Source organism: Bradyrhizobium sp. 2TAF36, assembly GCF_052114925.1.
GTDB lineage: Bacteria > Pseudomonadota > Alphaproteobacteria > Rhizobiales > Xanthobacteraceae > Bradyrhizobium > Bradyrhizobium barranii.
On sequence record NZ_JBFRFR010000057.1, the window covers coordinates 51,762 to 63,052 of the forward strand.

An 11,291-nucleotide genomic window follows, 5' to 3' on the forward strand; every position below is an offset into this window, starting at 1 on the left:
CAAGCCGTAGGGCATGAGTGATGCCGGATCGTGAGTGCAGCGCCGCTTGCTCTATTGATCCAAGTCAACGGTCGCGCGATATGCCGGGGCGGGGAGCACGGCCGTGACGCCTCTTCGCAACGCAATAGGCCGTCGCCGACCGATTGGAGGGCAGCGGAGAGATCAGACCGTTCCTCGGGCATCGTTGGGCTGGGCATCGCCAAGAACGCTGTCCAGCGACCGCAGCCAGTCGCCGCTGTCAGTCTTCTCCGCCAGTCCCTCCGCCCGCAACAGATCGCGCAGCTGCGCATGCGCACCGACGATGCAGAAGGCGACATGCCGGGAGGCGAGCTCATCGTAAAGGTCGCGCAACATGCCCGCGCCGGCCAGATCGATGTAAGGCGATGCGGAGAGGTCGCAAATCACCAGCCTGATATCGACCGATCTCAGCAAGGCATCCAGCACCGACTCCAGGATCGTTTCGGCGTTGATGTAAAGCAACGAAGCTTCGGGTCGAAAGGCGATGACGCCGACGAGCGGCTCGACACCCTCGTGCCTCGCGTTGTCGGAGTAGCGGCCGGTCCCGGGCAGCCGTCCGAGGAACGCGACATTCGGACGTGAGGCGCGTGCCAGCAGCAGGACGATCGACGCGATGGCCGCGAGCAGGACGCCTTGCAGGATCCCAAGGAGCAGCACGGACACGAGCGCAATCGCCGCCGCATAGAAATCGAACCGGCTGACGCGCCACATCCGCAACAGCGCGCGGATGTCCACCAGCCTGTAGACGGCCGCAACGACGATAGCCGCCAGCACGGCCTTGGGCAGATTCGTCAACAACCCCGTGAAGAACAGCAGGCACAGTGCGAGCGTCGCCGAGCAGATCACCAGCGCCAGGGGGGTGCGCGCGCCCGCATTGTCGTTGACGGCGGATTGCGACAGGCCGCCGGCGACGGGATAGCCGTGGCCGAATGCGGCGACGAGGTTCGCCGCCCCCAGGCCCAAAAACTCCTGCCGGACATCAAGGGCATAGCCATGCTTGGCGGCAAAGCTGCGGGCCGCAGACACACCTTCAATATAGGCCAGCAGCACGCATCCCGCGGCCAGCGGGAAGAGTTCGTCGGGCTCAAGCAGACCAAACCTGGGTATTCCGATCGCCGGCAACCCTTCGGGGATCGTCCCGGTGACCGGCACCCCGAGGGACGCAAGGCCAAGCAGCGTCGCAAACACGATCGACAGCGCCATGATCGTGAGTCCGACCGGCTTTCCCGGCAGACGCCGTTCTCCGAGCAGCAGGAGCACCAGCGCGATCGCCCCGATCGCCAGAACGAGCGGCTTCGTGTCGCCGAGCTGACCACTGAGCTTGATGGCGCGATCGAAGAAATTGTGACCGCCTCCGGCGACGCCGAACAGGCTCGGCAATTGGCTCATGATGATGGTGAGCCCGGCGCCGGCCTTGAAACCGACCAATATGCTGTCGCTGACCAGGCGAACGAGAATGCTGAGCTTGAACAGCCAGGAGATCAGGCACAACAGCGCCACCGCGCAGGCGGCAAGGCTCGCGATCTCGGCATATTTCGCCGCGTCTCCGCCGGCCAGCGCCCCGACTGTGGCCGCAATCATCAGCGAGATCGCGGAGGTCGGACCGACCGCAAGCTGGCGCGACGACCCGAGCAGCGCGTAGCCGATCCCACCAAGCATATAGCCATAGATGCCGATCTGCGGCGGCAATCCGGCCAGCGCCGCGTAGGCGAGCGACACCGGAATGGCGTAGGCCGCGAGCGTGATGCCGGCGATGGCATCCGGACGCAGCCAGGCGCTGCGATAGTCCGCAAGCCAGGTCGCGGGCGGAAAGAATCGCGATATCGGCCCGAACGTGTTCATGTGCGGGCCTCGGCGCGGTTGGCTTCGCAGCCCAGCAGCACGATCAGGAGAGCGATCACGGGGACACCAAGCGCCAGATTTGGAATCTGCTTGGTCGCGAAGGCGCCGACGGCGGCTCCAAAGCCGAAAGTGCCGCATAGTGCGGCAAAAATGCCGGGGCGCCGAAACGAACCGCCTCCTGAGACTGCGGCGAACACGCTCTCAATCGCGTGCCGCATGTTGCCGGTAATCATCACCGAGCTGTAGGCCACACCTTCGACCTTGGTGAAGACCGCGGTCTGCATGGCGGCGACGAACGAGATGCCCAGCGTGCCGGCGAGGTCCGGCAGGCGATTGTGCAAGATGCCGATGGCAATCAGCAGCAGTATTTCGATCAACGTGCTGATGGCGCTGGCACGGTCTCCGGTCGCCCGGCGAAGCCACGCTGCGACCACGATACCGACCGCGAATGCGAGGATCGGCGGGACAAAATGCAGCGCTTCCGGCCAGTTGCCGATCGAACCATAGACCCAAAGCAGAACCAGATTGGCCGTCTGCGCGTTGGCCATCACGCCGTGGATGATCCAGGTGTAGGCATCGAGATAGCCGCCGGCGAAGGCGAGCAACAACGCAATTTGCACCGTCTCGTCGCGGCGTATCGACGAAGCAGCGGCGATATCCATCGTGCTCATGTCCGAAACATCGGCTCTCCTAACTCCTGCATGGGCCATAGGCGACAGCTTGCCTTGGGGAGGATTGATCTGGATCAAGCGTCGCCTGGTTCCACGAACCAGATTCGGCGGAAATTGCTGGAGGGCATGCGCCATGGGCACCGTTAGGTGGATCATCTCCACGGCTCCGGAGATCTTCCTGCTGCTCGCCATTGCGATTGGTACGGTGCTTGGTCGCGTCAAGATTCGCGGCTTCTCGATCGGAACGACGGCCTGTATCCTGGTCGTCGCCGTGCTCATCGGCCAGCTCGGGACCTTTACGTTCCCCTCGCTGCTGCGCGTGATTCTGTTCAGTCTGTTCGTGTTCACGATCGGCTACCGGTCCGGCCCAGAGTTCTTCGCGTCCCTCAGCATCCGCACTCTGGCGCAGGTCGTCATGGCGCTCGTGCTCGGCGGCACGGGTCTGATCCTCGTCCTGATATTCGCCTTCACGTTCAAGCTCGATCCGGGCACGGCCTCGGGACTTGCCGCCGGTGGGCTGACACAATCCTCCATCATCGGCACCGCCTCTGGCGCGCTGGCGCAACTCGGCCTGCCCAACGACGCCTTTAAGCAGCAGGAGGCGAACATCGCCGCCGGCTACGCCGTAACTTACGTCCTCGGCTACRTCCTCACACTCCTGTACGTGCCGTTTGTCGCGCCGAAGCTGATGGGGGTCGATTTGAAGGAGGAGGCGGCGAAGCTGGAGGCGGAGCTTTCCGGCGGCAATCCGCCACAGAACGAAAATCTCCATTATCGGAAATTCCAAGCGCGCGCCTATCGGGTCTCGACCGCCGCGGGACGCACGGTCAAATATATCGAAGAGGAAATCGGCAGCCGCACTGTCGTCGAGCGAATAGTGCGGGATGGAGCCGACGTTGAGCCGCGCCTCGACACCATTCTCGAATCGGGCGACGACATCGTCATTGCCGGGCGAACGGCGTCCCTCGTCGCTGCAAAGCCGGTCATCGGCAAGGAGATCGAYGCCGACGAGATTCTGAAGGCTATTCCGGGCAACGTGATCAACGTCCTCGTCGACAGCCGCGATCTCCATGGCCGGTCGATCAAGGAGATCGCCGAACGCGTCGGCAACGACGCACGCGGCGTCTATCTCCGCACGCTGACCCGGATGAGCCGCGAGGTCCCCCTGGGCCCGGATACCCGCGTCTATGTGGGCGACGTCATGACGCTCGTCGGCAGCACCCGCAACATCGAGCGCGCCGCCACGAAAGTCGGACAGATCTTGCGCTCCGGCGACCGCGCCGACATCGCTTTTCTCGCAACCGGTATCGCGGCGGGCCTGCTCGCAGGCCTCATCAGCTTCAAGGTCGGCGGTATTCCGCTGACCCTGGGCGGCGGCGGCGGCGCGCTGATCACGGGCCTCGTCTGCGGCTGGCTACGGTCGCGCCGGCCGACTATCGGCGCTTTGCCGCCCGCCGCGCAGCAGACGCTGAGCGATCTCGGGCTCGGCGGCTTCATCGCCGCCATCGGTCTCGGCAACGGAGCCGCGGCCTGGACTGCGATCCAGGCCCACGGGGTGTTGCTGGTCGGAATGGGCCTGGTCGTCACGCTGGTGCCGCTGATCGTCGCGACGCTGTTTGCGCGCTATGTGGTGCACATGAATCCGGTCATCACCTGCGGTGCGCTGGCGGGCGCCATGACCGTCGATGCTGCGGTGACCGGAGCCTGCGACGTCGCCGAGAGCCAGACGCCGGTGCTCGGCGTCGCCGTGCCCTACGCCGTCGGCAATGTCGTCCTGACCGTACTCGGCCCGATTATCGTGGCCCTCACCTACACCGGCTGACGGAGGCGACGATGCGCAGGCAATTGGCCGCAATCATCCGACCGTTCGTGATGGCTCTACTTACCCTCGCCGCCTTCGTCCTGCCGGTGCGCGCCGAGGACAATGTCCGCATCCAGGAGGAGATCTGGGCGCTGCCGCTGCCGCTTCCGATGTTCGCCTATGTGGTGCGGCCCGTCGGCGACGGCCCCTTCCCGCTCGCGATCATGAACCACGGCGTGTCACTCAAGCCGGTCGATCGCGGCTTCTTTCCGCTGGTGGAATTCCGCGATGCAGCGAAGTGGTTCGCCAAACGCGGCTATTTCGTCGTGGCGCCGGTCGGCACCGGATATGGCGCAGCCGCCATCGACATTCCCGAGCGCGGTCTCTACGGGCCGTTCTTCGCCAAGGTCGGCAAATGCACCAACCCGAACTTCCGTGACGCCGGACGAGCGTTGGCGCTGGCCGATCTCTGGATCATCGACTACATGATCGCCGAGAAACGCGTTCTGCCAAAGGACGTCGTCGTCATCGGACAGTCCGCCGGCGGCTGGGCTTCCATTGCGCTCTCGAGCGTGAACCCGCCGCAGGTCAAGGCGATCATCACCTTTGCGGCAGGTCGCGGCGGACGCGTCGACGGCAAGCCCAACAACAACTGCGCGCCGGACAGACTGGTCGAAGCGACCGCGGATTTTGGCCGGACCTCGCGGGTGCCGATGCTGTGGTTCTATATCGAAAACGATACGTTCTTCGGGCCGGCCCTGTCGAAGCGCATGCATGAGGCCTTCACCGCGGCCGGCGGCAGGGCCGAGTATCATCTGATGCCGCCCTTCGGCAACGAGGGCCATTTCTTCATCGGCTCTCCGGACGCGATCCCGCTGTGGTCGCCGCTGGTGGCGAAGTTCCTCGACCCGCAGAAATAGAGTTCAAGTTCGGAGGCACATCATGCCAAGTCCCCGCAATTGTTTCTCTGGCCTGTTGGTCGTCGCGGTCGCCGGAAGCGCGACATGTGCCGGCATCGCCGCGCCCAAATCCGCGCAGTCCGATAAACCCGCCGAGGTCGCGACGCGCGGCCAGCGCGAGGCAAAGGACATCGTCTACGGAGACTGGCAGAAGCTCTGCTTCAAGGCAGGCGGTGCGCCGACGCTGTGCCGGACCTCAATCACCGGCAAGTTTCCAACCGGCCAGACGGCCGTGCGCGTGGACCTGATCGAGCGCGAAGGCACTCCCTCGGCACGGCTGCAGCTCTTCGTGCCCGTCGGCATGTACCTGCAACAGCCGCCGAAGCTGACCGTCGACCAGGGCAGACCCCTCCGCATCCCCTACAGCTGGTGCCTGACCAACGCCTGCATTGCGGCCGACATCGCGCCTCCCGCGATCATCAAGGAAATGGAGTCAGGGAAGACACTTGCCCTTGAGGTCGTCGATTCAAACCTTCTGGCATTGACGACCTCGGTGCCGCTGGCGCAGTTCGCGTCCGTCCACAAGGGCGCACCGGCCAGGACGCTGGAGCAATATGTCGACGAATGAGTGGCCATGCTGCGTTACGCAGCCGACGCACGCGCCACCGACTCGATCAGGGACTGCGCCGTGAATGGCTTGACCAGATAGGCAATGCATCCGGACGCGACCGCCGCCGCGCGGTTCGCCGAGCTGTCATTTCCGGTGATGTAGATCACCGGTGCTGTGACACCCTCCTCGGCCAGTTGCCGGCGCAGGTCGATGCCGGACCTTCCGTTCAGGTCGATATCGAGAACGATGCAAATCGCCTTGTCGAAGCTGCCGTGATGGAGCAAGGCTCCAGCAGAGTCGAAGAGCGTCGCGGCAAAGCCATGCTCGCGGAGCAGCCTGTTCACGCTGGTCCGGATGGAGGGATCGTCATCGACGACAAAAACAGAGTCACGCTCTGGCAAGGAAGTGCCCCTTCGAGACGAATGACTGATCACGGCGGCGCCGGCGCCATATTCGCCTGGTCTAATTGCGTGTCGGGCAAACCGCCGCATTCGCCGCCCTACATGGCAGCACCACACCAACGAATTTCATATTGTCTCTTGGGGAAGTCACACCGCGGGAACTGTGCCGTGACGACAAATCAGCTAATCGTCGCTCGTATCGAGCATTCCAAGCCGTTCCGCGATCGAAACGAGCTCCGCCAGCGAACGAACCTGCATCTTCTCCATCACCTGGTGACGGTGCGCCTTCACGGTGCGCTCGGTGGTTCCAAGCTCATGCGCGATCTGCTTGTTGATCCTGCCGCGGACGATGAGATCGAACACCTGACGCTCGCGATGCGTCAATGCGGCGAGGTGAATGCGGAAGGTCTCGAGCCTTCCGCGATGCGCCTGCGCGGTGTGCTGGCGCACCAGCGCGCGCTCAATCGCAGCGATCAACTGCTCGGAGGATACCGGCTTGGTCAGGAAATCCTCCGCGCCGGCCTTGATGGCCTGCACCGTGGTTGGCGTGTCGGCGTGTCCGGTCAGGAATATGATTGGCAGCGTCGAGCCCGACGCGACCAAGCGGGTCTGCAAGTCGGGGCCGCTCAGCCCCGGTATCCACACGTCGAGCAGGATGCATCCCGGCTGCGCGTCATCAGGCGCCGCATCCAGTAAATCCTGCGCCGATGCGTAGGTCGCAACGTCGTAGCCAGCGAGCTTCAACCGGCGCGCGATCGCCGTCCGGAAGGAATCGTCGTCGTCCACCACGTGAACAAGGCCGGGCACGCATCACCTCTTGCTGAATTCCGACAGCTTCTCAATCCGCGCAACAACCTCCCAACAGGCGTCCACGCTGTCCCTTGGTACAATGAACCTTGGGACAATGGATGAGAATGCCGCCTTAGTCGTAAATCAACTTCGACGGGAGTGGGACGGCGCGGCGCATTCCCAGCGGCGAGACTTTTCGTCTGACAGACCAATTCGGCGATGAGCTGAGGAGTTGGCCTATGTTCGTTCGCATTGCAGCGGATTCGACGCCGCGTCCCAACTCCCTTCGTGACCTCGGCATGACCAGCGATTCAAATGCGCTCGTCAGTTTAAGCCAATTTACCTATAAAAAAGGCAGCGAAATCTACGGGGAGAGAGAGCCCGCCGAATATGTCTATCAGGTGACGTCCGGTGCGGTACGAAGCTACAAGCTGCTGTCGGACGGCCGCAGGCAGATTGGCGCCTTTCACCTCGCCGGCGACATTTTTGGCCTGGAGAACGGCAACGAGCACCGCTTCACCACGGAAGCGATCGTCGACACAACGGTGCGCCTGGTCAGACGGCAAAGCCTCGAAATGGTGGCTGAAAGCGATGCGATGGTGGCCAGAAACCTCCTCAGCATGACCACGAACAACCTCCAGCATGCGGAGGACCACATGCTGTTGCTGGGACGCAAGACCTCGCTGGAGCGGGTCGCGGCGTTCCTGCTCGAGATGGACGGGCGGTTGACGGCGTCCGGCGTCATGGCGCTGCCGATGTCGCGGCGCGATATCGCCGATTACCTCGGCCTGACGCTGGAGACCGTATCCCGCGCGCTGTCACGGCTCCATGAGCTCGGCGCCCTCGGCTTCGTCGGTAACACCCAGCGTCAGATCGTGCTGCTGGATCGGCACCAGCTTGCAAGCCTCGACCTGCAGCCTTGAGCGGGCCGACACCGGCGAATGGCACAAACTGCACATCACACCGGTACCGTCCGATGCTAGCCTCTTCCGATGTGGAACGAGACAGCATTTCGGATCGCAGTCGTTTTGTTCGGGACGCTGCCGGTGGCGTTCACGGCCATGATCCTTTTCCTGGGGTGAGTTCGGCTCCGACCGAAGCCTCCATCGGTATCAGGATCATCTAAGGCCAGGCGCCTGGGTTACACCGAGGTGCTCGAGAGTCTTGCGCAAGACCTCGAACAGGATGGCGGCCGACCAGCCGAACAGCAGGACACCATTCATGGCCGTCAACGGGCCGATGAGGCGCCATTCGCGCACCGGCGTGATATCGCCATAGCCGAGCGTGGTGTAGTTGACGAAGGCGAAATAGAGCGCATCACTGCCCGGTGCGGCGGCCTGAACGACTTCATACATCAGAGCCCACACCAGAACCTCCAGCGTATGCGCGACCTGCAACACCACGGCTGTCGCGACCATGACACCCATCAGATGCGCTCTTGGTCTCCTGGTTTGCCGCAAACCCGCGCCGCGGGCGATCCCGATGGCGACGATGGTCACCAGCGCATGGATTCCGATATTGATCACGCTGACCAGCGTACCGACGAGGAATTGAAGAAGCATCGAGCGCCGCCAATCCTTTTCAGCTTTCCGGGAAGCTGCCTCAACGTGGCGACGGCCCGTTCAACAAGAGCGCCAACGTGTGCCGCGCGATGGTCAATTCATCGTCGGACAGGAGCACGTAGAGAGGGATACGACTATCGCGGCGCGAGATCAGCCGTGCGTTATGGGCGTTGGCCTTCGCATCCAGTATAGCACCGAGCCAGCTCAGCCTTTCGGCGATGCGCGCGCGGATCGCCGTCGAGCCTTGGCCGATCGCGCCGGTGAAAACGAAGGCGTCGAGCCCCTCCAGCGCGGCCGCAAGCAGGCCGGCGTTGAGGCCGGCGCAGTAGGCGAGGTGCTCGACGGCCTGTTCTGCTCGCAGAAAACGAGCAGCCGCACCGTCGTCACCCGGATTGGTGAACAGAAATGCGTCGCCGGGATCGATTTCGCCTGCGGAATAGTCCGATGGCGATGCGCCAAAAGCATAGAATCCATTCGTGCTTTCGACGCTGCGGCCTTCCTTCAGCGCGCACATCGAGCTGGTGTCGTCGAGGCACGCAACGATCACGCGGCGCGCGGCAATCTCGGGGGCCTCGAGCGTCAGAGTTCGTGCGATCGACTCGTAGCAAAGACCGTGAGCCCCGTAACGCCTTGCGTCACCTGCGCAGAGTTGATGCGCAATAGGATAGCTGCCGTTCTCCACGACCTTGCCAAGATGGAATGCAGTATCGAAGCAGGCGACTTGCGGTAGCGCCGGATGATTGGCCTGCATGATACGGATTGGCGCAAGATTATACGGCTGAAGCAGCGGCGCGAGTGCAATCAGCCGTTCCAGACGCGCCATCACGGCGTCATCGATCAGGGCCGGCCGGGCGTCATCCGGTCCTCCCTGAGCGACGCGATGCCCCACGGCCAGCGGCTGGATTCCCAATTCGTCCCGCAGCCAGCTATCGACAACCGCGCATGCCGCCGGGATGTCATCGACGTCGTCGTTCTGATAGGTGCGGTGCGCCAACGGATCGCCGTTCGCTCTGCTCGCCCTGAGGCGCGGATGGCGGCCGAGCCCGTCAAGCCGTCCCTTGATTTGCCGTTCCAGCCTCCCCTCGCCTCGTACGGAGAAGAGCTGGAAGTTCACGCCTCCTGCATTCGCATCGATGGCAAGGATCGCATCCATGGCGGTCAGTCGACGGCCGTCATCGCCGGGGACGTTTTCCCGAATGCGCAATCCCGCTGCGACGTTTGATGGGCCATCGACATGCCTGCGGTCAGATCTGGCTTCACCTGATCAAGGCGCATCGGGTGTCGAGAGGATTGACTTAGGTCAAAGGTGATGCGTGCGGAGATTCAGGTCTCTTCCGGCCTTTTCGGAGCAGCGGCGCGATCGTTTCGGATCCAGGCCGCCGCGAGTTCCCAGGCGACCGACAGGATGATCGGCCCGATGAAGAGGCCGATGATTCCGTGCGCGAGCGTTCCGCCGATTACCCCGATCAGGATCACGATCGTCGGCGTGGTCAGGCCGCGCCCCATGACGATGGGTTTCAGGATGTTGTCGAGGATGCCGACGGCGCCGAGGAAGACGGTCAGGAGCACCGCCGTGGTCACGTCCTTGTCCATCCAGATCCAGATAACCACGGGGAAGAGAACGAGGAAGGGGCCGATCTGCACGATCGACAGCAACAGGACGAGGAATGCCAGCAGGCCGGCACTCGGGACGCCTGCGAGCTTGAAGCCGATGCCGGCCAGTAGCGACTGCACGATTGCGACACCGATGATGCCCTGCGACACCGCGCGGATGGTCGCGCCGGCGAGCTCCAGAAAATGCTCGCTCTGCTCCGGTACGACCCGGAACAGGAAGCCGCGCACCGCGTCGACGAGCTGCGGACCGTAGGGAAAGAGGAAGCCGGCGACGAATACCGACAGCAGGAACTGGAGCGTGCCGACACCGGCATCACCGGCGAGCGACAGCATCATCCCGGCTAGCGGTTTCAGATACGGCATCACCTCGCTCAGCACCGCGCGAATATTGCTGTTGGCCTGGGTCCAGAGATCGTAGAGCTGGGGGCCGATCAGCGGCCAGCTCTTGATCTGTTCGGGCGCCTCCGTAAGCGTGAGATCGCCGCTGCTGATCTGGCCCGCGAGATCCTTGATGCCGTCGACTGCGCTCATGCCGAGCCAAGCCGCAGGACCAATGACGATGCCCAGCGTAACCAGCGTGAGAATGAAAGCGGCGGTGCGCGGGCGGCCCCCGAGGCGTTTGGCGAGCCAGCCGAAGACTGGATAGAACGCCACCGCGAGCACCGCACTCCAGGCCAGGATTGGCACGAAGGGGCGGATGATCAGGAAAGTCCACAGGATCAGCAGCGCCAGCAATCCGAGCCGGATCACGAGCTGGATGACTCCGTCGATGGACCGATGCTGGCGAAGAGTGTTCAAGGCCTGTGTCCGGGCAGCGCTCCTGCTGGAAGCCTAGCGGCCCCTATCCCACGGCGGGCTTGATACAGATCAATGGCGCGCCCAATGCTCGCGCCAATACACGCTAGTCTACGACGAGCACGTCATCGACCTGTGTCATCGGATCTGCGCGCTGCAGCGCTCGGACGAGATAGGCTTTGGTCTGCCGCCTGAAATCAAACAGCCCTAAAGCGTGATGGCATTAAGTTCGATAGCCTGAATTTTTCAGGTAATTGGCGCATTCCTCGGGGGTGAAGGCATCGAGTGC

Annotated in this window: 11 protein-coding genes; 4 read left to right on the forward strand and 7 right to left on the reverse strand. The window is 63.4% G+C overall.

Features of this window, described 5'->3' with window-relative positions; translation table 11 throughout:
• Window positions 1-162: 162 nt before the first annotated feature.
• Both AB4Z51_RS29590 and AB4Z51_RS29595 read right to left on the reverse strand, forming a co-directional pair.
• Window positions 163-1,860 carry a SulP family inorganic anion transporter gene (locus tag AB4Z51_RS29590; RefSeq protein ID WP_135216470.1) on the reverse strand — a complete coding sequence of 566 codons (1,698 nt, stop codon included), beginning with the start codon at window positions 1,858-1,860 and terminating at the stop codon, window positions 163-165.
• Complete coding sequence (locus tag AB4Z51_RS29595) at window positions 1,857-2,531, reverse strand: YoaK family protein (protein ID WP_063981858.1); 675 nt, start codon at window positions 2,529-2,531, stop codon at window positions 1,857-1,859. The genes AB4Z51_RS29590 and AB4Z51_RS29595 overlap by 4 nt, the downstream gene beginning before the upstream one ends.
• Before the next feature lie 133 nt (window positions 2,532-2,664).
• Between AB4Z51_RS29595 and AB4Z51_RS29600 the strand changes: the two genes are divergently transcribed.
• Genes AB4Z51_RS29600 through AB4Z51_RS29610 form a run of 3 tightly spaced genes read left to right on the forward strand, consistent with a single transcriptional unit; the run spans window position 2,665 to window position 5,859 of the window.
• Window positions 2,665-4,353, forward strand: coding sequence for an aspartate:alanine exchanger family transporter (locus AB4Z51_RS29600; protein WP_441498588.1), 1,689 nt, complete (start codon window positions 2,665-2,667; stop codon window positions 4,351-4,353).
• Between the two features lie 11 nt (window positions 4,354-4,364).
• Window positions 4,365-5,252 carry an alpha/beta hydrolase family protein gene (locus AB4Z51_RS29605; RefSeq protein ID WP_166100652.1) on the forward strand — a complete coding sequence of 296 codons (888 nt, stop codon included), beginning with the start codon at window positions 4,365-4,367 and terminating at the stop codon, window positions 5,250-5,252.
• A gap of 22 nt (window positions 5,253-5,274) precedes the next feature.
• The gene (locus AB4Z51_RS29610) at window positions 5,275-5,859 is read left to right on the forward strand and encodes an invasion associated locus B family protein (protein WP_135216473.1); all 585 of its coding nucleotides are present in this window, start codon (window positions 5,275-5,277) and stop codon (window positions 5,857-5,859) included.
• 14 nt (window positions 5,860-5,873) lie between these two features.
• On the opposite strand, the gene AB4Z51_RS29615 is transcribed toward AB4Z51_RS29610, so the two are convergent.
• The gene (locus AB4Z51_RS29615) at window positions 5,874-6,242 is read right to left on the reverse strand and encodes a response regulator transcription factor (protein WP_063981854.1); all 369 of its coding nucleotides are present in this window, start codon (window positions 6,240-6,242) and stop codon (window positions 5,874-5,876) included.
• A 183-nt stretch (window positions 6,243-6,425) separates the two neighbouring features.
• The gene (locus AB4Z51_RS29620; RefSeq protein ID WP_135216474.1) at window positions 6,426-7,049 is read right to left on the reverse strand and encodes a response regulator transcription factor; all 624 of its coding nucleotides are present in this window, start codon (window positions 7,047-7,049) and stop codon (window positions 6,426-6,428) included.
• 221 nt (window positions 7,050-7,270) lie between these two features.
• Between AB4Z51_RS29620 and AB4Z51_RS29625 the strand changes: the two genes are divergently transcribed.
• Window positions 7,271-7,954 carry a helix-turn-helix domain-containing protein gene (locus tag AB4Z51_RS29625; RefSeq protein WP_063981852.1) on the forward strand — a complete coding sequence of 228 codons (684 nt, stop codon included), beginning with the start codon at window positions 7,271-7,273 and terminating at the stop codon, window positions 7,952-7,954.
• Between the two features lie 195 nt (window positions 7,955-8,149).
• On the opposite strand, the gene AB4Z51_RS29630 is transcribed toward AB4Z51_RS29625, so the two are convergent.
• From AB4Z51_RS29630 to AB4Z51_RS29640, 3 genes are all read right to left on the reverse strand, one after another.
• Window positions 8,150-8,593: a potassium channel family protein gene (locus AB4Z51_RS29630; protein ID WP_135216475.1), complete on the reverse strand. Its 444-nt coding sequence runs from the start codon at window positions 8,591-8,593 to the stop codon at window positions 8,150-8,152.
• A 40-nt stretch (window positions 8,594-8,633) separates the two neighbouring features.
• The gene (locus AB4Z51_RS29635; RefSeq protein WP_441498589.1) at window positions 8,634-9,746 is read right to left on the reverse strand and encodes an acetate kinase; all 1,113 of its coding nucleotides are present in this window, start codon (window positions 9,744-9,746) and stop codon (window positions 8,634-8,636) included.
• A 170-nt stretch (window positions 9,747-9,916) separates the two neighbouring features.
• A complete protein-coding gene (locus tag AB4Z51_RS29640; protein WP_135216477.1) occupies window positions 9,917-11,005 on the reverse strand; it encodes an AI-2E family transporter in 1,089 nt (362 codons plus the stop codon).
• Window positions 11,006-11,291 lie beyond the last annotated feature (286 nt).

Excerpts from the sequence above, each read along its gene's own strand:
- AB4Z51_RS29595 (WP_063981858.1), bottom strand. The coding sequence starts at position 2,531 with ATGAGCACGATGGATATCGCCGCTGCTTCGTCGATACGCCGCGACGAG.
- AB4Z51_RS29610 (WP_135216473.1), top strand. The coding sequence starts at position 5,275 with ATGCCAAGTCCCCGCAATTGTTTCTCTGGCCTGTTGGTCGTCGCGGTC.
- AB4Z51_RS29630 (WP_135216475.1), bottom strand. The coding sequence starts at position 8,593 with ATGCTTCTTCAATTCCTCGTCGGTACGCTGGTCAGCGTGATCAATATC.
- AB4Z51_RS29635 (WP_441498589.1), bottom strand. The coding sequence starts at position 9,746 with ATGGATGCGATCCTTGCCATCGATGCGAATGCAGGAGGCGTGAACTTC.
- AB4Z51_RS29590 (WP_135216470.1), bottom strand. The coding sequence starts at position 1,860 with ATGAACACGTTCGGGCCGATATCGCGATTCTTTCCGCCCGCGACCTGG.
- AB4Z51_RS29605 (WP_166100652.1), top strand. The coding sequence starts at position 4,365 with ATGCGCAGGCAATTGGCCGCAATCATCCGACCGTTCGTGATGGCTCTA.
- AB4Z51_RS29625 (WP_063981852.1), top strand. The coding sequence starts at position 7,271 with ATGTTCGTTCGCATTGCAGCGGATTCGACGCCGCGTCCCAACTCCCTT.